Annotated in this window: 15 protein-coding genes; 12 read left to right on the forward strand and 3 right to left on the reverse strand. The window is 41.6% G+C overall.

All coding sequences use genetic code 11. From position 1 onward, the window contains the following. Positions 1-16 precede the first annotated feature (16 nt). From V202x_RS24970 to V202x_RS24990, 5 genes are all read left to right on the forward strand, one after another. Complete coding sequence (locus V202x_RS24970; RefSeq protein ID WP_145179514.1) at positions 17-1,132, forward strand: hypothetical protein; 1,116 nt, start codon at positions 17-19, stop codon at positions 1,130-1,132. Positions 1,133-1,191: 59 nt separating this feature from the next. Continuing rightward, entirely contained in the window at positions 1,192-2,358 is a 1,167-nt protein-coding gene (locus V202x_RS24975; protein WP_145179515.1) for an NPCBM/NEW2 domain-containing protein, read from the forward strand. A gap of 66 nt (positions 2,359-2,424) precedes the next feature. Continuing rightward, the gene (locus tag V202x_RS24980) at positions 2,425-4,182 is read left to right on the forward strand and encodes a S1C family serine protease (protein ID WP_145179516.1); all 1,758 of its coding nucleotides are present in this window, start codon (positions 2,425-2,427) and stop codon (positions 4,180-4,182) included. An 89-nt stretch (positions 4,183-4,271) separates the two neighbouring features. Beyond that, positions 4,272-5,261 (forward strand): S1C family serine protease, encoded by a 990-nt coding sequence (locus V202x_RS24985; RefSeq protein WP_232098692.1) that lies wholly within the window; start codon positions 4,272-4,274, stop codon positions 5,259-5,261. Between the two features lie 17 nt (positions 5,262-5,278). Next, positions 5,279-7,273 (forward strand): PDZ domain-containing protein, encoded by a 1,995-nt coding sequence (locus tag V202x_RS24990; protein WP_145179518.1) that lies wholly within the window; start codon positions 5,279-5,281, stop codon positions 7,271-7,273. 66 nt (positions 7,274-7,339) lie between these two features. Here the strand turns inward: V202x_RS24990 and V202x_RS24995 are convergent, their stop codons facing one another. The 3 genes from V202x_RS24995 to V202x_RS25005 all read right to left on the reverse strand — a co-directional run bounded on the left by V202x_RS24995 (position 7,340) and on the right by V202x_RS25005 (position 18,473). Then, complete coding sequence (locus V202x_RS24995; protein WP_145179519.1) at positions 7,340-12,403, reverse strand: hypothetical protein; 5,064 nt, start codon at positions 12,401-12,403, stop codon at positions 7,340-7,342. A 1,616-nt stretch (positions 12,404-14,019) separates the two neighbouring features. Further along, positions 14,020-17,430: a hypothetical protein gene (locus tag V202x_RS25000; RefSeq protein ID WP_145179520.1), complete on the reverse strand. Its 3,411-nt coding sequence runs from the start codon at positions 17,428-17,430 to the stop codon at positions 14,020-14,022. 257 nt (positions 17,431-17,687) lie between these two features. Beyond that, positions 17,688-18,473, reverse strand: a complete 786-nt coding sequence (locus V202x_RS25005) for an inositol monophosphatase family protein (protein WP_145179521.1) — start codon at positions 18,471-18,473, stop codon at positions 17,688-17,690. 628 nt (positions 18,474-19,101) lie between these two features. On the opposite strand from V202x_RS25005, the gene V202x_RS25010 reads away from it, so the two are divergent. From V202x_RS25010 to V202x_RS25040, 7 genes are all read left to right on the forward strand, one after another. Further along, positions 19,102-19,671, forward strand: coding sequence for a prepilin peptidase (locus V202x_RS25010; protein ID WP_145179522.1), 570 nt, complete (start codon positions 19,102-19,104; stop codon positions 19,669-19,671). 52 nt (positions 19,672-19,723) lie between these two features. Continuing rightward, complete coding sequence (locus tag V202x_RS25015) at positions 19,724-20,143, forward strand: TadE/TadG family type IV pilus assembly protein (protein ID WP_144988396.1); 420 nt, start codon at positions 19,724-19,726, stop codon at positions 20,141-20,143. Between the two features lie 131 nt (positions 20,144-20,274). After that, on the forward strand, positions 20,275-21,366 hold the full coding sequence (gene cpaB / locus V202x_RS25020) for a Flp pilus assembly protein CpaB (protein ID WP_145179523.1): 1,092 nt from the start codon (positions 20,275-20,277) through the stop codon (positions 21,364-21,366). A gap of 62 nt (positions 21,367-21,428) precedes the next feature. Next, the gene (locus V202x_RS25025; protein WP_145179524.1) at positions 21,429-22,691 is read left to right on the forward strand and encodes a hypothetical protein; all 1,263 of its coding nucleotides are present in this window, start codon (positions 21,429-21,431) and stop codon (positions 22,689-22,691) included. 14 nt (positions 22,692-22,705) lie between these two features. After that, positions 22,706-24,058, forward strand: coding sequence for a CpaF family protein (locus V202x_RS25030; protein ID WP_145179525.1), 1,353 nt, complete (start codon positions 22,706-22,708; stop codon positions 24,056-24,058). Between the two features lie 11 nt (positions 24,059-24,069). Beyond that, positions 24,070-24,930 carry a type II secretion system F family protein gene (locus V202x_RS25035; protein ID WP_145179526.1) on the forward strand — a complete coding sequence of 287 codons (861 nt, stop codon included), beginning with the start codon at positions 24,070-24,072 and terminating at the stop codon, positions 24,928-24,930. A gap of 47 nt (positions 24,931-24,977) precedes the next feature. Further along, complete coding sequence (locus tag V202x_RS25040) at positions 24,978-26,084, forward strand: type II secretion system F family protein (RefSeq protein WP_145179527.1); 1,107 nt, start codon at positions 24,978-24,980, stop codon at positions 26,082-26,084. The last annotated feature ends 80 nt before the right edge of the window (positions 26,085-26,164 follow it).

Below are 26,164 nucleotides of genomic sequence, written 5' to 3' on the forward strand. Positions count from 1 at the left end.
AAGGCCAAAGATTAACATGATCGATTCATATCAATTTCTCCAGAAACAACAAGCATCCAATCTTAATCTGCGGGTAGTATCACTAGTCGCTTTGGTTTTTGTATTGATAACCTCTGTCTCTCTACCAGCGAAAGAAAAACCTAAGAAAACACCAGAAATCAATCCCGAATTACATGCAGCCCCCACTACCTCTGAAATCAAAATGCATTTACAGAATTGGGCTGCGGAGCAAAAAGTAAAAAAACCAGACCAGTTAAAGAATGTTGCAGGCTTATTAACAAAGCTGGAGTCTCCACTTTCGAGTGAAGAAAAGCTGGAGCTGGCAATACAGGTTTTTTCTGAAATGAATCTGGAATCGAAACAACTAATCCAGGCATACCAAATTTCAGACCGACTCCCTCAACTTTCCAGCCATCCATTATTGGTCGAAGGTCAGGCAGAATCGTTTTACCTGTCAAATATTCGTTATTACGTCGCAAGGAATCTAACACAATTTCGAATGATTGATCAAGCTCTGGACATGTTCAATTCCATCAATCCGAAGCTTGTAATAGATCCCGCGGGTTATTTGTTTTTCAAAGCTGTTTGTGAGCACCATTTGTTGCAGAAAGAAGAATGTGAGAAGTCTTTGAAATTACTTCTAAACCATACAGAAAACGTTCCTCAAAGATATACACAGGTTGCCACACTCATGCAGGCAGATCTGGCAGACCTTAAAGAAGAAAGTTTGGATGAAATCTCGCGAAAAATGAGTGATGTTGAACGCAGACTTGAATTAGGAAACTCAGGAGAAAAAGTTCAAAAAGTTGAAGACGATATTATTGCCTCTCTGGATAAACTCATAAAACAAATGGAAGATCAGGCAAAAAGTGCATCCTCTTCCTCATCAGGCGCAGGTCAGTCCAGATCACCCAGTTCAGGCTCAAATGAAAGCCGTGTGAAAGGGCAGACCGCCCCTGGAGAGATCGACAAAAAAAAGTTATCAAACAACGGTGGCTGGGGACAGCTTCCTCCTAAGAAACAAGCTTCCGCCAAGAACATTATTAACCGCAATTTCCCCTCACACTACCGCAAGGCAATTGAAAAATATTTCAAGAAATTAGCAACTCGAAAAGCAAGTTCAAGCAATTAAACATTTTAACGCTAACAGATTTCAACTTGTATAATAGTGAGTTTTAAAAAGAGGTTTTCATGCATTCTCTGCTTGTAGCTTCAATGTCAATACTGCTTGCCGTTTCACCTGAAGTCGAATTGACTTCTTTAAATGGAGATTCTGTATCAGGAAATCTACAGTCATTGAGCAAATCCACCATCAATCTGAAACAGGGAGAAACAGCAAAAGAGATTTCACTTTCAGGTGTACTCAACATTCGATTTCCCAAAAACCGTTTTCAACGCAGCCTGCAATCACCAATTATAGTCAGGTTAACTGATGGATCAAAATTTCCTGTCCAGTCTTTACAAAGCAATGAACGACAGACCAAAGTAAGTGGAGAGCTAACTGGGACATTAATCTTACCAGCAAAGAATATCTCCTCAATTCGCTTTGAGCCACTGAATTCAAATATTCGAGAAGCCTGGGAAAAGCTAGCGAGAGGCAAAAATAGTAAAGATCTGCTCATCGTTCAGAAGGAAAACGTACTTGATTTTATTGATGGTGTGATCGGTTCTGTGACAGATGAAAAAATTCAATTTTTTACAGGAGATGATGAAGTCGCCGTCAATCGCAAGCGAGTTTTTGGAATCATTTATGCGAGAGAACCACTTCCAGAAACGTCGTCATTTTGTACGATCCGATTAACGAATAATGGATTGATCCAGACGTCGTCAATTACATATGCCGATAACGAATTTAAAGCAACATTACTAAACGGCGTTCAAACTAAGTTTGTCACAGAATCGATTGCGAATCTGGATTTCAGCCAAGGAAAAGTATGTTACCTATCAGATCTGGAACCACGTAATATAGAATACACCCCCTTCTTCGACACTATCTGGAAATATCGCAAAGACAAACATCGTGATGGAGGCCCACTTCGTCTGGATGGTAAAGAGTATACCCGCGGACTTTACATCCATTCAAAGACACTCCTGCAATATCGCATTAGAAATCAATATCGGAATTTTCGGGCTGTCATGGGTATTGATGATTCTGTTCCCGGAATTGGATTTGTCTATGTCGAAATCAAAGGCGATGGCCGAATACTTTACTCCGGAAATGTGCGCAGTGCAGATCCCCCAGTAGAGTTGAATCTCGACATTCGCGGGGTGCGTGATTTTGATATTTTAGTTGATTTTGGTGATAACTTGGAAATTTGTGATCATCTCGATTTATGCGATGCGCGCTTCATTAAATGATCTGTACCAGGCAAGTTAGCGATATAATGCTGCTTACCTTACTTTTTGAAGTATAAAGGAAATTAGATGCAGAGAAAATTCGTCTGTACTCAGATAGTAACTAGCATTCTGTTGATTTTGTTGCTGCCTGCTTCTTCACAGTCAGCAGTTGTCGATCCAGCAGTCTTGGCAGCGCAAAAACAGCGTATTGATGTCATTAAAGCAGTCTCTCCTTCAGTCGTTGCCATCTTTGGTGGATCTGGACAAGGAGGAGGTTCGGGCGTGCTCGTTACTCCAGATGGATATGCTCTGACAAACTTTCACGTTGTTTCCGGAGCTGGTAACTTCATGAAGTGTGGTCTCAACGATGGCAAACTCTATGATGCTGTTATTGTGAGTATTGATCCCACTGGTGATGTCGCAATGATCAGGTTACTCGGGCGTAATGACTTTCCCATAGCAAAATTGGGAAATAGTGATACGGTCAAAGTTGGGGACTGGGCTTATGCCATGGGAAACCCATTTTTATTGGCAACTGATTTTCAACCGACAATTACCTATGGAATTGTCAGTGGAGTACATCGATATCAATATCCCGCTGGCACATTTTTAGAATATACAGATTGTATTCAAGTTGATTCATCAATCAATCCAGGAAACTCGGGAGGACCTCTGTTTAACGCGCGTGGTGAATTAATCGGAATTAATGGACGCGGCTCATTTGAAAAACGAGGACGAGTTAATTCAGGTGCGGGATACGCCATTTCTATTAATCAGATCAAACATTTCTGGGATCATCTCAAGAGTGGTCGCATCGTAGACCATGCCGCTTTGGGAGCAACTGTTTCCACGGGTGCTGACTCTACGATTGATGTTTCTGAGATTCTGGAAGAATCAGACGTTTATCGAAAAGGTCTGCAGTTGGGTGATGAGATTGTATCTTTTGCAGGCCGCCCTATGCGTAGTGTCAACCAATTTAAAAATATCTTAGGAATCTATCCTGCAGGCTGGACTTTGCCGCTTGTCTATCGACGGGATGAGAAAAAGACGAAAATCTATGTGCGCCTTCAAAATTTGCATAGCGCTTCGGAACTACAGGAACAAGCAGGACAAAAAAAAGTGATTCCTGATAAGGCCCCCACACCTGAAGACAAAAAAGCTCCTCGGATTCCTAATCCACATGCAAAACCAACTGTGACACCACCTCCAGAGAAATATAAACATCTCTACGTTCCTAAAACCGGGTTTGCAAATTATTACTTTAATCAACAACACCAAGACCGATTATTACAAACCTTAACGGATCGTAGTGATTTTTCTGACCGTAAAGGAACTTGGACTCTGACCGGCAAACAGATTGATGGCGATGAATTTACACTCACGTTAGCTGATAAAGGCGTGGGCTTTGAAATTGGCGATGAGGTGTTCCTGCAATCACTGGAGTCCGGAATCCTAGTGGATGAACCACCTGGAACTGGTGGCCTGTTGGCAGCTTTACATCACTTCCGGTTATTACTATCCGGTCAGACGAAGCGCTTCACCGACTTTTATTACTTGGGTAGTGAACCCCTTGACGGAAAAAATGAAATGGTTGATGTGTTGGTCGGCACACTAACAGGTGCCATTTCCCGCTGGTACTTCAGTAAATCAGACCTTTCTCTGCGAGGCTTTGACTTTTATCTCACAGAAAATTCAGAAGTTTGTACAATTCGTTTTGAGCAATTTCAAACTCTCAATGGACAAGATTTCCCAAGCGAATTAGATGTCTTTATTGGAAATCGTCCCGTCATGAAATTAAAAATTGAACGGTTGAAACTAGAAACTTTAGAGGACATGAAAAAATAGATTTCGTTAGAGATGAAAGTTAATTTTCAGTGAAAAAAGAGAACATAGTAAAAGTCATTTTCGTTTGTTTATGTCTAATAGGTTCTTGCTTGATAGTCCCGCTTACAGCCAAGGCCTCCTCACAATCAACGATCAATCATGCTTTACCGCGATTGGTAAAAATATTTGGTGCCGGCGGTGTAAAGAATCTATATGCATATAGCACTGGTTTTCTGGTATCTCCTCAAGGACATATTGCTACTATTTGGAGTCCTGTTCTTGACACTGATCGTCTTTCAGTTGTCCTCAACGATGGACGAAGATTTGATGCAGAAGTGCTTGGAGCCGAACCATATCTTGATTTGGCAATAATCAAATTAAAAACAGAACGTGAACTGAATCTGCCCTATTTCGACTTTCGTGAAAAAGTAATCGCTGGTCCAGGTACACGAATACTGGGTTTTAGTAACATGTTTCGTGTTGCTACAGGGGATGAACCAGTATCTGTATTGCATGGAGTGATTGAAGCTCGAACGGAATTACCTCGAAGAAGAGGTGCTTTCGAACTCGCTTACTCAGGTGATGTCTATGTTGTCGATGCCATTACCAACAACCCGGGCGCTGCTGGAGGGGCCATTTTGACTTATGATGGCAAACTATTAGGAATGATCGGAAAACAGGTTCGAAATGCCAAAACCAACACTTGGGTCAATTACTCTCTCCCAATTGATGTATTAAGTAAAAGTATCGAGCAAATTATTACCGGCAAATTTGAATCTAGCGAAAATCAAAAAAAAACAGTAACACAAGCACCAGAACGATATCGCCCTGTCGACTTCGGAATGGTAATGGTACCCGATGTCCTGTATCGCACTCCAGCTTATATTGATAGTGTCCTTCCTGGTTCGTTAGTCGCTAAAGCGGGTCTGAAACCTGATGACCTGGTTGTTTTTGTAAATGATGAACTCGTTAAATCGTGTAAGACACTTAATGCTGAACTAGGAAAGCTTGAAGCTGGCGATTTACTACGTCTGGTTGTTCGTCGTAAGAATCAATTGGTCTCTATTGAATTCCAAGTCCCACCTGAAAAAAATAACTAATATACAATCGATAAATTATGACTCAGACAATCACAAAATTATTTCTCACTTTGACAACGATTATCAGCGTGCAGCTTCAAGCTGTTCATGGTCAGTCTTCTCAACCTGACCTGGAATTACTGGAAGAACGAGCCTTCAAACAAGCTGCCGCGTTTATGAATCCCTCTATCGTCAGAATTGAAACTGTCGGTGGGCAAGAACGCGTAGGAAAAATTGTGACCGGTACCGGCCCCACTTCCGGTGTCATTGTTAGCAAAGATGGTTTGATTATATCCAGTGCCTTCAATTTTATTGGAAAACCAACTTCAATATTAGTGACTCTGCCAGATGAACGCCGCTTTCCAGCACAGATTGTCGCGAGTGACCATTTGAAGATGCTGACTTTATTGAAAATCGAAGCACAAAACCTTCCGGTCCCTTTGGCAGTCCCTGAAAATGAAATCCAAGTAGGTATGTGGTCGATTGCCCTAGGACGAACATTTAATTTGGAACAACCAAGTGTATCTGTCGGAATTGTGAGTGCCTTGGAGAGAATCTGGGGAAAAGCCATTCAGACCGATGCAAAAATTTCCCCGGTCAATTACGGAGGTCCACTGGTAGACATTAATGGTCGCCTGATGGGCATTCTGGTCCCGCTCTCTCCTGGAGCAACCGGAGAAACAGCGGGCGTTGAATGGTACGACTCAGGAATCGGATTTGCGATTCCCATACAAGATGTACTAAAAATTATTCCTCGACTGAATACCGGAAAAGATCTCTATCCTGGATTATTAGGCATCACATTGAGTGGAAAGGGAAATCTGTCTACTGATATGAAACTGGATCGCGTTCGCTATGGAAGCCCTGCTCAAGAAGCTGGAATTAAATCTGGCGATGTTTTGACAAAGCTGGACGGCCACACCGTCAGTATGCATTCCCAAGTAAAACATGTCTTGATGAATAAGTATGCTGGCGAATCAGTTAGCCTCACAGTTACTCGAACCGGCTCAAAAGAACCTCTAACTCTTAAAGCAACCTTGGTAAAAAAACTAGTTCCATTTGAATCAGGATTTTTAGGAATACTCCCCCAACGAGAATTCAACGATCCATCAGAAAGAGGAGTACGTGTCCGGTATGTGTTTTCAAAATCTCCCGCTGAACTAGCAGGCTTGAAATTAAATGACCAGATTTTAGAATTTAATCGGCAGAAGGTTACCAATTCCAAATCACTGGCATCAATGGTCAACCATTTACGTCCTGGTGATTCTGCAGAATTATTGCTGTTACGTGAAGAACAACCGTTAACAGTTAAAGTCACTTTACAATCGATTCCGCATACTGTCGAAAATACTTTGCCAAGCCAGATCGTTTCATCTAAAACTGCCCTCAAAAACAAACCAGCTTTCAAAAAAGGGCACTTTAAAGATACGCTCCCCGGCGATGAACAAAAATTTTGGGCTTATGTCCCTGAGGACTATAATCCCGATAACCAATATGGTCTGATGGTATGGATTCACCCTCACGGAAATACGATGGAATCCAATATTTTAAAGAGTTGGAAGAGTATTTGTGAGCAACGTGGAATCATCATTGTTGGTCCGACAGCACAAGATGTGATTCGTTGGAATCGAGGTGAATCCGAGTTTGTCAAAGAAGTCGTTGAATCAATGCTGGCTCAATATTCTATTGATCCAAAACGCATTTTTCTGCTTAGCCACACTGACGGGAGTGATTTCGCCTTCCATCTAGTATTTAAGTATCGAGAATTCTTTCGAGGAATTGCCGTTTCAGAATCATCCATAAAAAGTAAGCCTCCTGAAACCGACCCTGATTTCCCACTCAGCATCTACTTTGTCTTAAATGCCCAAAACCCCTTTAATCAGTTCCTAAAACCGCAAATAGAAATCTTACGCAAAATGAACTATCCAACGGTATTCCAAATGATTAAGAGTAAGAATCAAGCTGGGGAATATCTTGACAAACCATTTTTAGAAGAAATTGGTCGCTGGGCAGACAGCCTGGACCGAATTTAATGTCTGTTGTTATCAAGTACAATAAAATCAGGTTTTACTTGACACAACGATCTCAAGCATTGGCTTTTATTCTTTTAAGCTTTGCGTTCCAGAGAAGTTTGTAATCGGCTGGTTTGACCTGGGCGGAGCTGTTCGATTTGTATTAAGTGCCATGAAGACAGAAATAGAGACAATCACTATCCCAATGACTTGTGGAGATAAAAAGAGAATCCAGAGCAAACCAAGCACCAGTAATCCAACTGTGGGATGAGCATTTAACCATGCAGCAGACCGTGGCTGAATGCATTTACTGGTAATGGGAAGCAAAATTAGTAGACTCAGACACGCGATAGTAATATCCAGAAAATGATTGGGGATATTCCATGCAACTAAAGCTTCCTGGTTTGTGACTGAGTCCCCAGAACTGGCATAATATCGTACCCTGTCTATGGGAACGGTTGCTAAGTTACGCTGAAACTGCTTCATAAATGAGTGTTCTTGGGGAGGCGTTTGTTTTGCTGGTTCTACATATTGTTTTATTACGAAAACTCGATCCTTCAAAATATCAAAACGATTCAGTTTTTCACGAATCCTTTGAAACTTGTTAGAAGAGCTAGACAGAATTGATTCCAGCTGATTGAACTCCGTCTGAATAGCGTCCCAAGTAGATTGCGATACGTTTGCCTTTTCCCCTAGTTCCAACTCAATTTCAGCAATTTTGAGATGTGCTTCTAATTTGTCTGCTATGTATATAAAGGGAATGACATAGTTTGATAAAAATGTTCTATTCTTTTCTGATGTTACAACTTTGATGAGGTTCTTATCAAATTGAATATTCGATGGTCGCGGAATTTCTAAATCGATCTTTTCCCCAAAAAATTGACGATCGATATGTTGAGACTTCCAGAACAAGGTAATCTCATAAAAAAGTGGCCCACCATTTAATGGAACTGTCAGCATTCCATTTTGTTGTTCGATCGTTGTATCAACTTCATCATTCATCAGAACTGCCATCAACTTAGTGTTTTCAGGCCACTCTAACATCAGCTCTCGGTTCGTATGATTAAATAACTTAATGTAAGTAGAACCAATAGCCGTGCCGTCATTCCCTAAAAGAATTTCTGACTCCATAAATGGAATAAATTCTTGATTAGATTCACCTGTATTAGACAATGTAACATTCAGTTTCCATGGCATCTGTGAAGAAATAAATAATCGCTCACAATCTAAATCAGGAGATGCATTACACCTGGCTTGGATCCAATCCGGAATATTTTCTGGTGCAACGATATTCCTCTTTTCTTGATTCGTTAATTCATACTTAAGGGAAGAAGATAACAAAAGAAAGTGATTTTCTGTTTCAGAGTTCTCCATAATGATGGGATTCACATCGAATTCGTTGACAGGTTTCAAGATCGTAGACCTGACCGTTACTGTCTTGTCACTCGTTTCAGAGTTACCGGGTTGTAACTCAACTCTTTGTCTACCATCGGACATTTTATCCAGAATTTCGTATGGCATTCCATCTATCGTGAATGCACTACTATAATCTGCAGGGACTATCAGAGATAGTTTTTTGTTCTCACCAGGAGGTATTGAAAAATGCAAAGATTGAGACACTTCAATTTTTGAATCTTCTAATAATTGTACAATGGTCAGAGAATCAGCAGATACCATGAAATTCCGCGGTTTGATGAGAAGTGATAGCGGCTGATGATGAGACTCAATGGCCTGAAAGCGTCCGACAAATGAATCGAGATCTGTACTTGAAACAGCTTTAGCTGAATCATCTTCAATTCGTTGATAATGCGAAGAGATGAACTTGACGTCAACTTGATTTTTTTTAAATAGTGTCAATTGTGAGTCTTCAATTTCAGCTCCTTCAATTTGAATATTTGGAACATTTAGTTTTCCAAATTTTCGGACTGGTAGCCATCCATTTAGTGTGAGATCCTGTAACCCAGAGGTTTTATTTTTCAAAAACAATATAATTTTGTTTCCAATTCGATGCCAATGAGCCAACCGTTCTACGTCTTCTTCTTTTATAGAAAGTGATTCAATTCTGAGGCCTTCTGGAACGATGATGGAATGCCGAAAGGCAGGTGCCTGACTGACCCGTAGTTCTGCGGAAAAATTCCAATCGATATTTTTCCTATTCACTACAACAGACTGATTGATACGTGCTTTTCGTTCTGGTTGTTTGGATTTGAGAATCAACGAAATAGGCGCAGGTTGATTAACCTGAAATAACAAAGCAGAAGATTTTAAGATACTATTTTCGATTTGCTTTCCAAGAGGGTTAAACGAAATAGTGACGACTCCATCTGGCAGCGTTCCTACCTGCTGTATCTCAAATTCAGGTCCAGCTCGTACACCTATTTGGTGTGACACCACCTTAGTCTTTGAGGTTTTAGGTTTGTCCTTTTCAGAACTAAAATCAAAGACTGGAATACTGACTTTCTGCCCTTGAGAATTATTGACAGCAAAATCGAATACGGCGTCAACTACAAATTCACCTGTTTTGGATTCAGAAAATTCTAAGAGTAACTCTTGGGTCTTACTATCTTGTACTATGTTCAATGATGACTTGATACTAATTTCAGGAGACTTCACACTACGTAATATCATTCCAGATGGAAGTTTCCACGTTAGAAAATCCACTTTTCCATTAATTACATTGTATTTAGCTTTTACTTCCAGATGAATTAAAGAAGGGGAAACTTCAGTATTTACGAAAACGACCGCTTCCAGTTGTAATGGATTATCATCAAAATCTCGATCTGTCATCCATTTTATATTGAGTCGTGAACTCTCTTTAAGAAAAGTAGAAAATTGCTTTTTGCCTGCTAACTCATAAATAGAAATCCTACTATCTTCAGTGATTTCGATAAGATTGATAGAATCTTCGAACTGAAAAGCGAGCTGATTTTTAGAGATACGAGGAATTCCTATTTCAAACTGCCCACTAGTTGGACTTAATTTCACAGCCGGATGTAACACTAACTGGATCTGGTGATCCTGATATGTAAAAGGAAGTACTGGTTTTTGAGCTTCAACGGGTTCTCCCCCTTTTTGTAGTATTTTTGGTAACTGAGTTTTTTTATTTTCTACTTTGATTAATATGCTTCGCCCATCTGCGCTTAATAAAACAGGGCTCACTTTACCATCAACCATACATGAGTCAGGGCCTCCCAAATTACCCCCACTCATGGGTAATTGGATCAATGCGAATGATCTCTCTGCTGGGATTTGAACCTGAAACATTGCCTTAACGGTCAGAAGTTGATTGTCACGCATCGAACCTTCATAAAGCGCAGAGTTCAGCAGGTATTCTGGTTGAGCAGACTCCGTTACAAAGTTTTCTAATTCTTGAATTAATTCAGAGGTAAGATAAACAATTGATTCTGAACTGGAGTCTGACTTATTCGGCAAGAGAACTAATTCTGTTCGTCGTTCCGTAGAATGACCTTTGACTGGTGAATTAGGTACCACGGGTAAACTTTGTGCATATCCAGTTGCCGTGACACTCAGGATAATAAATATTAATAATCGGGCTGTACTATAAATTGACGAAACTGGTTGCTGATATGCTTTCGTACTTTGATCTTCTACCTGGGTTTTATTTTCCTGCCAGAGAAATCGTCGTGGAATCAGCATTACAATTAAGATACCAGTAAAACAACTTCCAGCAATCTGCGCTAACGTAAAAGGTAATATCCAGGAAAATATCAAAGAGAGTAGTGCTAAAATCACACAAAGCTTATTACGAATGCCTATACGATAAATTCGTAAAAAAAGCCCAGTCAAAATTGTTGCTAATAAAACAATCCAAGAGAAAATCTTTCCTTGATTTGTGTTTGACGTTTCAAGAGTTGCATACTTCACTGGAAAGAAGACAATAGCATGCCATTTTGTCTCAGAGTTATCAGTTTCCGCTTGTTTTTGCCCCAGCACTCCAAAGAATCGACGGAATAATGATTCTTCAGGTAAAGCCTCCTGCAAGGCCATATTTTCAGGTCCACTGACGAGTCTGATCCCAGATGGCAATATAAAGTTCCAGTCTGTTGCCAATACAAGTTGGTTGACTTGAGGAAAAGGGATCTGACGGGTTACAGTCAATTGGTTTGGTGATGACAAAGTTTGATACTGAATAGTGATCTTGTAAGAATTTAACTGATCAAATAACGGAACCAAATATTGATCCTCTAACTCAATCGGCGTGATTCTTCTGTCTCCAACTGAAGTTGAAATCAGTTTCACGTTTGCTGGAAAACGGAACATGAATTTATCATCAAATGATTTTGATAAGTCAAGCATTACTGTCGCTTGATGCACATCAGGCTCTCCATCACCGTGCCCAAATTGTGTGTCAACGCTAATTGTTGCAGTGCCTTGCTCAGAACTATTATCTGACATTTCTGAAAATCGCCCAATAGTCAATGCACCGAATGGTTGCTCGTATTCCCATTCATAATTTCTCTGTTTTCTCTGAAAAGTCTTCTTTGTCATTGGTTCGGAATTTATGACAAGACCTTCCGCTTTGATGCGTAAATTTAATTCGTTTGAATTCAAAACACGAATCATGCCACGAAATGGTTTAGCTTGAGGAGCGTAAACCAAAGATGTCCGTACATTATTCAAAAACGGGCGACTGCGTTCCCCCCGAATCTCAACTTCTTTAAAAATCGGAGTTGAAAATGTCAGTTCCCACAGTTCACCTAAATTGGGGACATTCCACTTTTGATGATTGGAAATAGCTAGCTTTTGACTACTGAATTTTGACTGTAAACTACTTTCCGAAGAGAGTGACCATGTTACGGGATCACCCTCTTTGCTTTCTGATAAATAAACCAACACGCGCTTCATACCACGAATAGAAGGAGTACAATTGAGAATAAAATTTTCCTGAACCATATCGTTATTAAGTGTAATATATGTATTAGCAACAACTTGTAATGATTGGTCCAACTCAGAACGATTTACTTGTCCCCATCTCGAACCGGAATAAGGAGAGAGATGAAAAAACTGAGATTTACCTAAGTTCGAGACTGGATATTTCCAGCTTTGGGGAAGCGCGCTGGACTCGATCTCTTCAACCTCTTTAACAGATTCAAATACTAATTGATTTTCTGAAGTTGTAGTGAGTTCCAAAAACCGATCAATATTATTACATCCCAATGGCTTAACGCAGGAAAGGGCAATGGTTCGATTCGATCCAAGAATGATTTGCTTCGCCTGGATCTCTATCGAATAAGGAGAATCAGGTGATACGGAAATGGGAAGCCGAATTCCCAAGTTTTGCTGCTTCCCTCTTTTTTCGACATCCCAAACTAGATCCCCGGAAGTATTCTTGGCCAGACTTTTCACTTGAGTTATTTCCCATCCAGCGGGGATAATGGATTCAAGACGATATGTAGAACCAGCGGCAGAAGACCAATGTATACGCGATTTCAATTTCCATTCTTTATCTTCTACTTGAATCAGACTGTGAACTTTTGCAGAAAGATTGAGATCAGGTAAGGCTAATCGATATGACAATTTCGCGTCAGAAGAGTACTGCTTGAAGTCATAGGCCTCTCCCTGTTCTTCTTGAATCAGTACCCCTGTTTGGCGTAAATCAGCTAATTTAATCTCATGGGTTTCTAATGGAGCAGAGATATCAACATGAACTGTTCCCCCCAAAAAATGGGCCTGGGTTAAATTTAATCGAGGAATTATTACTTCTTCCTCTAAAGAAGGGGATGCCAGTGCGCGAACCGATAAGGGACGGCTGATACCCATAAGTGGGTCGATCAAATCAACAATGATCAGACTCTTGTCTTTCTGTTTTTTAATATCAAATGGTAATGATAAATCATTTCCCAAAGTTACCGAATAAACTTCAAATTCTGGCGCAGCTTCAAATTCCAATTTCCTGATGGGTTTATTCAAAACTTCAATTTGAAAATCTTCTCGCAATCGTAACCCATCTTCTCTAATACCTACTTGAGCAAATTGATGATAAAGAATCTGTGCAGGAGAATTTTGTAGTTTCTCTTTTTGATGAATCACTGCATGAAACTGAGACTGGCCACCTAACTCGATCTTCCATAAATCATACTTGGGGATATCTGATTTTATTGGTTCAGAGACATAACCTACAGAAGTTGTGAGAATCATTCCTTGTGGTATCTTGAGATGAATCCGAGACACAACTGTTTCTGGTAATTGGAAAAAAAATTCTGTTCGGCGAGGAAGTTGTCGACCTTTCAGGCTCCATTGACCAGCTAAGGATTCATTAAAATGATCGACGAGTAGCAATTTTTTTTGATCAGGTGCCAACCCCCAAACCGCATCTTGATTGCCCCATTTGAATTCATGAATCGCAAGATTTAAACTTGAGAGTTCAACAAATCGCGGTTCACGTTTGGAACTATGTAGAACGTAGGTTAAACGGCCATTAACTAGGTGATCATCATTTAGTGTCGCCTCATAAGTCGCTTCTTGAATCCAGGAGCTTTTGGGAGTATTTTTTTTTAGTAACGCTTTACTTTTAAGCAAGTGGTATTTTTTTGCAGAAAAAGGGTACCAGTTTCCCTCAGGCCATTGAGAAGGATCTTTGCCGGATACCTTAACTTCTTTTATTTGTAATGAAGGCGAGATATTGAATATCTGATTCTCAGCAGCCCTTATCAATGCCGGTTGGGACAGAAATATCATTCCGAGAAAAAAGAGGCAGGCCATTTTAAGAGTAAAGCTCTGATTCATCTGTATTCTTGACTTCGCTGTCATCGATTCGCCCCAGCTTCTGATGAAGATACGGGTTTGTCAATAAGTTCAGAGCCAGGTCTGACAGCTGTGATGTCTTCAGGATCAACTTCCGAAGGTTGAATGCGTTCAGAATACGAAGGCGGTGGTATAAAATCGCTGTGTGCTGACATTGCTAAAAGCTTGGATTCTCTTCGTTTTCTTGAAGTACCATTTATCAAAGCTGCAACAACGGCTAATAATAATCCAAAAATAGCAGGCTGCAGAAGTACTTCCACAGGAGCGGTATACCACAACGCAACAGCAGAAACAGCAGTCATCATAATCAGTAACACTAAAACACTTCTGAGGGGAGAGATACTCATTAAAATGAACCCCAGTAAGAGCGAAGTTCCGGCACCAATGAATACAATCATCGAACGAGATAAGGCATGAAATTCCAGAGAAGTCGCTGGACCGAGCCGGTAAAACTGATAGCTATTCATTCCAATTGAATCATTTGATTCCAGAGGTACATTCTTCAAAGCGACAGGAATCTCATCCTGTCCTGTAAACTCACGTGACCAGAAAACTCCTTGATTCTTCCAACGAAACTGGGGGGTATATCCACGTGGAATTGTGAATAGATGTTGGCTGTTGGGCAGACTTACTTTCCACATTGTCTTTTCCACCCACAAATTATTAGAAAATTCAGCGGCACTAACCGAGAGGAGACTAAATTGTGATTCTCGCATGCGTTTTGTGGAATGGTATTTGATAGTAAGAACGTTTAAAGAATTTTCGTTTCTTTGAATCTGCGGCAAATTGAGTTGGTATTCAGTGGAATTTCCAGGGACTTGATTGAATGTGACTGGCTCCTCGTTCCACCAAACCTCATCTATTTTAACGTTCGCATTTTCAGGCATTCTGAATGAAAGCGTTTGTGGGTTAGCGGGAAACTCATATTGAGCATGAGCTTTATAAAGACCTGCTAAATCGAAACTACAATGAATCCAAGCCTGACGGATCGCGTATGAAAATAAAGATCGTGAATCACTTTTTTTCAGTTTCAGGTTGATGTCTTCCTCAGGATCAACGGCTCTCCAAAACGCATCTTTATTCATGGCTAACTGTTGTTGCCAGGCAGTATCTGTACTTTCGACTTCGATGAACTGTGCCCCCTCTTGATTCTGTATTGAAAGTTCAAATCGACTTTCTGAATAAGGAACATCATCAGAGCGAATGAGTGGCACAGAGACTTCTGTTTCAGATTTCTGAGGTAATAAGTAAATGGCAGTGATTTTCACAGGCCCCAATTTTTTGCTTCGTAATGAAAGTCGTGCTTTTTGAATGGGATCTGTTTCATCCGAGATCCAAGTCGGCACAAGAGGGTTTTGCTCATCATCCAAATAAAAATCAACATGATTTTTCAACGACAGAGGTACAAGCAATCGGATTTCCGAAAGTGGTTCATACTCTACCAAATATTTAATTTCCTGCTCGACACGCACCTTGGAATCATCCATTTCCAGTTGTGCTGCACTTGTCGCAATAATTTCTTGACTATGAATTGAAACAACAGCAGAAAATTCGTTCACACCAGGTTGAATTTGGAATTCATCCTTCCTCAATGCTTGAACTTTAGCAGGCAAAGAAAATTTTTCGATTTGGACTAACGGTGAGGAAAGGACTTGTGTTTTAGGAGATGGGGTTAGATCAGTTACGACGTTGAAATCATTGGCTATCACCAGGGAAGTCGCAGAAAGACTGGGCGCCGTGATTTCAGGAAGAGTAAAACTAAATGGTTCCTCATCTGCAATCACAGGACGTCGGGCGCGGAAGGTAACTTCGAACTCCCCCTTAGATCGTTTTAATAAATTGATGTTAATCTTTTCTGCCTGGCCCTGATCAATCTCGATCGCTTCAGTCAATGAAGGTTCCTGCATCAATTCCAATTCCCAGCCTTCTTCAATGCGATGAGGCCAGTTAATTGAGACTTTATCCAATGCACCTTGAAAGACATTAATTTGTACTCGTGCTTCGAGTTCAGCCCGGTTACCAAACATCTGTACTAGATAAAAGGGCTTGGCAGAAAAGTATGGTTTGACTCGCTCTATTTTCAGAGGCAGTCGAAATGGCTGTTTCAAAAAGCGATACGAACTATCCAAATCTTTCTGATTTGATTTGATTTGGTAGACAAATCGATTTTGCCCCTCTTCCCGAAAAATGCGATATCCATCAAGTGTCTGAATATCAATAATACCAGTTTGTCTCTTCGCGCGGTCTATCTCGAAACCATCAATTAAAAAATGACCTTCCACTTCGGGAAAATCTGTTTCCAGTGTCCACTGCAATTCAATCGGGCCAACAGTAGGCTCAGTCAGAGACACCTCTACTAGATTCCCTTTTGTAACTTTATGGCTTTTATAACTCTCACATTTCACGTCCAGTAATCGAAATGCCTCAGGTAATTTGACTTTGACTGATTGGAAGCTCCCCGTTAAGGCTTTGATTGATTGTGATGCATTCAGTAAAACAGAATCTGAAGTGAAATCAGTTGTAAGCAATGTTTCAGCTTGTAAAACAGTTTCAACTTTCTTCTCATCAGGAATTGGCTGCCAGGAAAGATCCAGTTGATCACCTAACCCGAACATTTCGATCAAGCTCTGGTTAGCTGAAATTGCCTTCTTTGATACAGCAACTCCTGTCGGAACCTCCAGACTGATTTGTGGTAATGGGATTGTTAGCTGTAAATTACTCACGGCAGTCTGAGGTAATAATAACTGAAGACGTCTTGAAGGTAATTGCTGTTTAAGTGAGATGCTCAACGTGAGATTGATTTTATGGGTGCCTTTACCTCGAAACCACCAGAGATATCCATCGTTACGATTAAATCCACCAGGGCTCGACTCTCCATCACCGGAATAACTTGTTTTCAGGAAGATTGATTCATTGAGCTTCAAAGGAATGCGGACCCATGAATTTGCTTCATTGATCAACACAACAATTTGCACGTCAAGAATCGCACGATCGTCTTCAACCTTGCCAGAAAGAGACACAGAGGAAACCGCATACTTCGGTGAGTGTTCTGGCTGCACCGCCTGCTTCTGTTTCAGATAATCAAGTACTTGATCTAAGCTCAAGTTAGGTACTGGAAAATACTGATCGTCGTCTCCTTTGAAAAACACTTCTTGTTTGGGGTTTGTCTTTTCCTGCGGCTTCTCAATATTTGTTTCTTTGGAACTAGAAACTGATTTTGAACTATTTTTTCCTAAGTTCGCAGATTTTTTAAGATCTGTTTCTCTGTCGAATTTACTCTCACTTTTCTGAGCACTATCTGTGGGAGTAGACTTTTTTTGCGCATAAAGATTGTGAGACGCACGTTCCGCGCCGAATGACAACAGCACAGTCAGCCCCAAAGAGGTTATAAGTAAACGAGCAAAAAATGACATAATCGAAGGTCGATTCCATATTGCGGGAGCAAGAAAAGTTTGACTGAAAATGATACCTTTTCTTGAGGGAACGAATACACAACGAATCCCCCACACCCGTCCTCTAAAAGCTGAAAGAATGAGAGTCTTCCGGCCTTAAAAGCAGACAGTCACATATGTTCACATTTCATCAAAATCAAGTTCTCATTACGTCCCCTTTGACACTGTATATCATACGTCGTATTTTGGGCACATTAAAGAACGAATCTCAAAGCTGACTAAAAAAGAGGCTCAGCTAACAATGTTTGTAACTCGTTATGAATATTTGTTCCATTTGTTGCTAAAATACTAGGAATTTCAATGGAATAGGAACCGTCTTCGATGGATGTCACCGTACCTCCAGATTCACGGCAGATGAGTACACCGGCTGCCATATCCCACGGTTTCAGATTGCTGGACCAGTATCCATCGATTCGACCGGCCGAAACATAGCATAAATTCAAAGCAGCGGAACCCGTACGTTGGACTGTCTGTGCTTCAGGTAGCACTCTTAAAAATCGTTTAACGGCAATGTCTTGTGCTGAAGTCCCAACTGGTAAGCTGGCCACTACCATCGCTTGATCAAGAGACGGAATCTGAGAAGGGGTGATAGGCTTCCCGTTTAACTTTGCTCCCTGTTCACGAAAGGCAGAAAACATCTCATCAGCATTAGGATCGTAGACAACTCCCAAGATCAGTTCACCCTTAAATTCGAGGCCGATAGACACGCAATAGTAGGGGAAGCCGTGGACGTAATTTGATGTACCATCAAGCGGATCAATCACCCAACGATAGTCAGATTCTCCCTCCTGGTGTGCCAGTCCCTCTTCGCCTAACATATGATGAGACGGAAACTGCTGGCTGATATGTTCTACAATTGCCGTTTGTGATGCAAAATCAGCATCCGTTACCAGATCGGCTCTTCCTTTTTCAGAGACTTGGAACTTGTCAACCCAATCCAGCAGGCATTTTGCTCCCAGTCGAGCAGCAGTCTCAGCAGTTTTTATCAATTCAGTGGAATTCAATGTGATACCTTCCTTGAAACGTGTTTTGAGCCGTTGTCTACATCGATCTCAAATCAGATTCCAAATGCCAATTCATGATGTCGCATTAGAATCAGATAAAATCCTCAGAAAAACGTACCATTTTTCGGGTTATTACAATTATTCAATCTAATGCTATTCTAAGAATCTCATGACTAATCGTGAACCATCAGCATTTTGAATTCGTAATTCTTTTCCACCTTCATCGAATACTCAAAACTCCCTGCCTATCGAAAACACACATTCTCTGACTTCAATGATGGCAACCGCTTACGTTATTTTGCCGGGTCTATTTCACTGGTCCTAAGATTTATCTGCTGATTGACTTGTCACCACGCATACTATGACAGACAGATTGTAACGATTTTCACGATTGAACTAAGTAATACGATTGTAACTGATCTATCAATTCCATTAATCGGTGTTGCGTATTGCAAACAGTAAAGCAAGTCAACATGCGGAAATTTTTCAGATAAAATGCATCGGGTAGGAAACATGATGTATATTTTCAACACCTAGTAATAGGTACCAAATTGATGCACTCATAATGCTACCCATCAGTCATGGTAGATATTTCATAACAAAACAAATCTGATTGAAAAGACAACAAATGGATTTTCCGTTAACACAGCTCTCACTATATGTCATGGCAATAAGTGTGGGGATTTTCACAGTCATTGCAGCCATCACGGACCTCAAAGCGAGAAAAATCTATAACGTATTAACCGTCCCTTTCTTTGTTCTTGGTATTGTTTATCAAGCGGTTTTCAATGGCTGGGAAGGTTTGATGTATGGTGGATTAGGTTTTCTGGCAGGGTTTGGATCATTTTTCCTGATCTGGATCGTGGGTAGTGGTGCTGCCGGAGACGTGAAAATGATGGGCGCCTTATCTGTTTGGTTAGGTTTTAAAGCGACACTTGCTGTCATGATTGTTGGTACGGTCTTTGTGCTGTTTGGCTCATTTGCAATATTGTTCTGGAGTGTGATTACAAAGGGAACACGTAAAACGAAAGAAACCTATCTGGCAACTGGTAAGACCTTAAAGAGTAAAAAGAAACAGAAACCTGAAACAATGGAACAAAAGCAAAAGAGAGGCCTGATGCCTTTTGCACTTCCTGTTGTATTGGCAACCTGGAGTGTGACGACCTGGATGGTGGTTAAATCTGTAGTACTCCAGTAGAGATCGTCTGCAGAAAAAAAGAGATAAGAAAAACCGATGAAAGAATTCGACTATGAAATTCAAACGAATTCATAAAAGAACTAAGAAGCAAACAAAGCGAAGCGGGTTTCTGAGTATGGAACTCGTGTTGGTACTACCAATCTTCGGAATTGTTTTGTTTGCACTTTTGGAGTTTACACTCCTTTTTTACGCTCGTGCGGATGTAGTTGAAGCCAGCCGCATTGGTGCTCGTCTGGCAACATTACCAGGTGTAACACAGGAAAATGTAGAACAAGAAGTACTCAAAATACTTCCACCACAATTAGGCCAAGGGGCTGTAATCCAAACGGAGCTGGGAGAACATGCAGGAGATGTCGTTACAGTTGCTGTTAGCATACCCATGTCACTGGCATCTCCTAATTTACTTTGGCCCATTGGTTACGACTTAACAGAACAAAATTTGTATTCAGAAACCAGAATGATTAAAGAGTAAGCCAAGAACAAATTTACTCAACATCATTTTTAAATATTGAAATAACCGTGTAGCCCTCCGACGAATTAACGGGAGGGAATGTTGGAAGCATTTGAATATACTGCTTCATTCAGTAATGGGAGATTGATCCGGTGAAAAGCCTGACCCCTGCAAAAGTGACTCTGTTGATGTTTGGCATCTTTGGTATCCTGATTGCAGCTTATATCGGAAAGAGACTACTGGCGGGAAAAGAAGAAGCACCGCCTGTGGCAACACGAAACATTCCTATGGCAATCAGTGAATTAGAGCCAGGTACGTTGGTTACTGAAGAGCACTTGGGATTGGGTCCGATCGCTATCAAAGATTTGAAGCCGGAAATGATGACTTCAAATCGTGTCATTGTCGGACGAATTGTGAAAGAGCCAATTCCAGCTGCTACTCCAATCTCAACCAGCCAGCTCTACCCTGCCGGAGAAACTCCACCTCTTAAAATCGATCCAGGAATGCGTGCCATCTCTGTGCCTCTTGAATCATCGGTTGATCTTGTAGATGGATTGATAAAACCAGGAGAATACGTTGACGTCCACATGACTCCCACTGGTATGACTGATGACAGACGCTTGAATGGCGGACTGACTCTCACCTTATTTAAAGGCGTGCGTGTCATTGCCATCAATCGAAGCTATACACAAAGTGCTAATTCAAGACGAGGCACAAATGTGACACTTGAGTTAACTCCAGAACAGGCCAATATCATGATTCTCGCTCGTGACAAGGGTGATATCACGATGAGCTATAACCCAGAAGGTAAGGGAGATGGAGGCGTGGCTGTCAGTAGTGCAGATCGAGCCACTCTGTATGAAATTTTAGGATTAAAAGCCCCCGAAAAAATAGCGGAGCCTCCCAAACCATTTGTAATCGAAGGCTATTATGGTTCCAGTCGCAGCGTAAATCAATTCGATCGTAACGGTTTGCGTATTGGTGATTATAACAATTTCAATCGTGGTAGAGGCCGTGCATTCAACTCCGGAGGATATCTCAACCCGGACTGGGGACGCGGTCAAGGATACGACTCCTATAACAGAGATTCCATCAGTGCTCCCGCAAACCGAGCATCAGGTCCCCAAGGTAATGGTCAAAGAGAAGTAGGACCATCCGCGCAAAGAGGCCCTCAAGGTGCTACCAGTGGTAGACAGGGTACGAACGCTCGTTCTTTTGCACTAAACCGAAGAGTGGGACGTTAAAGAACCACAGAATTTCTCGTTATTTTTATTCCAGTTGTCGTTGATTACTGAATTTGACACTCATGAAACGTTATCCGAAAACTACCACCAGAGTATCACAGACCATCGCTGGTCGACGAGGGATCATAACCCCTCTGGCTGCGATGGTGATGCTAATTGTAATGGCAGGGATCGCACTGATTGTGAATCGCCTCTGGTTAGATGCGGCTTCTTTGGAAGTGACGACTTGTGTCGAAACAGCAGTGTTAGCGGCTGGCCATGAATTGGCATCTGATGAGTTGTTGAAGGAAAAACCTGATTTTCAGACTCTGATGAATCGAGCCGAAAAGACTGCCAACAAAGCAATTATTCTGAATACTGTCGCAGGGCAAAGAATTGGAATTCAACTGACCAAAGGTGACAATTTACTCTTTGGGAAATCGATTCCCGTGGCTGGCACCGGAGTGAGACAATTTGTCCAAACCGATAATCGACCAACGAGCGTTCAAATTAAAACGTATCATGCAAATCGACTTAATAACCCTGTGGCAGAATTCATGTCTGATTTAATGCAGACAAATCTGGGAACAGCCGGGGCACAGATTGAAGCTTCCGTTGACAACAATATTATTGGGGTCCGTCCTTTTGAAAATGTTTCTATTCCTGCATTTCCGCTGGCAATTCTGAAGAATGATCCTTCTGGAAAACACATGGAGACCTGGGAGCTTCAGATTGATCAAAAACAAGGAAAAGACGAATATCAATTCGACCCTGAAACTCAAACTGTCAAAAAAGGTTCTGACGGAATCCCGGAAATTCGACTGACAAGTAAACCACGTCGAGGAAATATTTCAGACGCGAATATGCAAATTCTGGACTTCGGCTCAAAGTTTAATTCTGAAATTGTTGATCAACAAATTTTATCAGGGTTGTCCGAACAGAATTTAAAAGACTTTCATGGTCAATTACTGTTTGATTCAGGATCAATCCAAATTACCTGTAGCCCCAATATTGAAGATAGTGAGCAGGATGCGTTTCAGCGAATGATTGGTCAGTGCCGTATTTGTTTCTTGTATGACAAAGTCGATGCGACATCTCGATCTTTTAATGGGACTGCCGATTGTACAAATATGGTTGCCGGAAGAATTATGGCGATTAAGAGACTTGATAATCAGTCGTGCGAAATCATTCTTCAACCCGGAGTGATCACATCGCGTGCTGTGATTCTAGCAGAAATAATTCCATCTGAAACAGACTCAAATTCTGCTCAGAAAGCATCAAAAGAAAAAGACAACAAAGAAGAACGTCAAAATAAATACATTTACAAGCTTTATCTGACCCAGTAAGGGCGGAGATTAAAATGGTATTACAAAGCGAAACTACCGTTGAGACTTCAACAGTAGAAGCCAAAAAAGCCTTTCAAAGGTTGAAAACGCAACTGCATCATCAGATGGTTGACGCCATTGATTTTTCGAAAGCAGGGGAACTGCCTGAGGAAGATTTGCGTGTGAAGTTGCGAGGATTAGCAGAGCATCTCTGCATGCAACAAGATATTGAATTGAACCAAAATAATCGCGATGTGATGGTGCGCGAAATCCTGGACGAAATCTACGGTTTTGGTCCACTGGAACCATTAATGAGTGATCCTGACATCAGCGATGTGCTGGTAAATGGTGCCGACAAAGTTTTCATTGAACGTAACGGGGTTTTGGAACAAACCGATATCAACTTTGCCGACGACGAACACTTGATCCAATTGATTCACCGTCTCGTGGGTCGCGCTGGTCGCCGAATCGATGAAGTCTCGCCGATGGTCGATGCCAAACTTCCCGATGGCTCCCGTTTAAATGCAGTGATTCCACCGTTGGCTTTAAAAGGTCCAACACTTTCTATTCGACGTTTCCGAACACAGGCTTTACTCTTTGATGATATGGTGCGAATGGAGTCGTTAGCACCTGACATGGCAAAGTTTCTGGAAATCGCGGTTAATGGTCGCCTTAATATCCTGATTAGTGGTGGTACTGGTGCTGGAAAAACGACGCTCTTGAATAATCTGAGCCGTTATATTTCTGGTAAAGAACGAATTGTCACCATCGAACAGACGGCGGAATTACAACTTCAGCAACCAGATGTGGTTTCTCTCGAAGCCCGCCCTTCCAACATTGAAGGTCAAGGAGAAATTAACCAGAGAGACTTATTGAAAAACAGTCTTCGAATGCGGCCTGATCGCATTATTGTTGGTGAATCGCGTGGCGGTGAAGTATTGGAAATGCTGCAGGCGATGAATACTGGTCACGATGGTTCGATGAGTACCGTTCACGCCAATGATACACGTGACGCCTTAGACCGGCTTGAGTTGATGATCGCACTATCCGGGGCAGAGCTTCCTAACACTATTGCCCGTCGTTATATCGCTTCAGCCGTTCACTTGCTGGTACACATTACTCGACTCCCTAATGGTAAACGAAAAGTTATGCGTATTTCGGAACTGATCGGGTTCCAGAATGGCGAATATATGGTGGAAGACCTGTTTGTCTATCGCATTACGAATGTTGATTCAGAAGGTGAAGTGCATGGCTCATTTTATGCCACCGGGCATAAACCGGTTGCAATGAACTGGTTAACTCAGACTAACTTTAACGACTCCGAAGACCTCTTTCATGCACGTGAATTAGAATTAACTCAAAAACCATCAGACAAGCAGGATGAATAGGAGATTTACCGATGGCAACCGATGCCGCAATTAATACCCGAAATTCTGCAGATGATTTTTCCGAAATTCTCCGCGATCGAAATAAATATGCCACCACCGATTCTAAAGAAATTGGGAATCGCGTAAATGGTGGTTTTGATGAGTTGATTGTCCAATCTGGAATCGACGCCCATCCAAGTGTTGTCTTGTTTTTCTGCTTGATGATGTCGATCCTGCTAGGCGGACTGGTCTTTATTTTACAGGAAAATTTCCTTTCCACATCGATGGCTGTAATGTTCGGGGCCATGCTACCTATCGGCTATTTAATTTTTCGACGCAGTCGACGCCAGAAACAAATCAATGAACAACTTTCGGATATGATTGACGAACTGGCTCGTTCTGCAAAAACGGGACGTAGCTTAACCCACTGTTTTATCGATGTCGCAGAAAAAACCGCAGCACCTTTAGGTGATGAACTCAAAAAGTCAGCTCGAAGGTTACAAATGGGCGTTTCGATGAAGGCGGCTTTGGATGGACTTTACGAACAAACCGGTGTAGCGAGTTTGAACATTCTTTCGATGGCATTAATTGTTCACCAGGAAACCGGGGGCGACCTGGTCAAAGTTCTTGAACGACTGGCAAGAACCATTCGTGACCGTATGTTATTTTTGGGTCGATTGCGTACAGCCACTGCTGGTAGCCGTGCGACGGCAGTTTTGATGATTGCCCTGCCCCCTTTGATTTTAGGGTTCTTCATCTTACGTGATTCAACTTATTTGACCACGTTGATGGCGTCTTCCTGGGGTCGTGGAGCGACATTTACTGCTATCGCATTACAAATAATTGGATCCATCTGGGTTCTAAGAGTCCTTAAAACAAGTCAACGTACCTGATCAAACTATATTAATGAGACCTGCCACAAGATGGCGAGGGCAATCCTATGTTTACACCAACAACAATTACAGTCTTTTATGCAGTTTGTGGTCTTATCATTCTGTGGATGTTGTATCGCATTATCCGAAAAAAGACTCCTCAGCCAATAGAGCAGGAAACTCATGAAGCAGCGATTGAAACTGAAGAAACGTCATTAACACCTTCAACGACTTCATCAGCATCTGCCCCTGTAACGTGGAAAAACCGTCAGTTGTTTTCCTCTAATACTACAAGCGGACAAGATTCTGTGACCGCTCTACCACAAGTCGAAGCAGCCGATGTCCCCGTGATGGGTACTGATGACTATGTATTTGGCTCAGCGACCCCTGCCCTGGCTGAAATGATGCCGGAATCTGAAGGCAGACAAGTTCAAACGAAAAAAGAGTTACAGGCAGCGGGCTACTATCAACCACACGCTCTACAAAACTTTTCTGCGATTCGTTATCTTTCGATTCTCGGCACACTCATGCTTTTTGGTATCGCATTGATCCTGGCACCAGAACGATTTGAAATCCCGATCCTGATTGGCATGATTCTGGTGCCCATCCTTGTTTGGGCGACTCCATTCCTCTACATCACCAGCAAGGCTTCCGACCGAAGAAGTGAAATTGAACAGGGAATTCCCGATATGCTAGACATGCTCAATATGTGTGTGTCGCAAGGGATGATGGTTCCTCGTGCCTTGCAAAGAGTGAGTGGTGAATTAGGTAAAGTCTATCCAGCTTTAGCACAGGAGCTAAGAATTGTGATTGAACAGACAAATATTGGGACCTTTTCGCAAGCACTTTCGAATTTCAGTAAGCGAATTGACGTTCCCGAAGTTCATTCGTTCGCCTCTTTGTTGATTCAAACGGACCAAATGGGAACTGATGTAACATCTGCGCTTCAAGAATACAGTGATAATATGCGAGAAAGTCTGCAGCAACGTGCAGATGAAAAAGCCAACAAAGCAACGTTCAAACTACTATTTCCCACTGTTCTTTGTCTGATGCCTGCGATTTATATCTTCCTGTTGGGACCGGCGATTGTAGAACTTTCTAACTTCTTCAATTCTGGTGGAAGCGATAGTCTGAATAGTACGACTGATTTGTTCCGTGATCTTGGAAACCGTTAACCAGATCTTTGAATTCAATAAAAACTTCCTGGCGAGGTACCTCACCAGGAAGTTTTATATTTTGGTATGAATCAGTTGAG

This window comes from Gimesia aquarii, from assembly GCF_007748175.1.
Classification (GTDB): Bacteria; Planctomycetota; Planctomycetia; order Planctomycetales; family Planctomycetaceae; genus Gimesia; species Gimesia aquarii_A.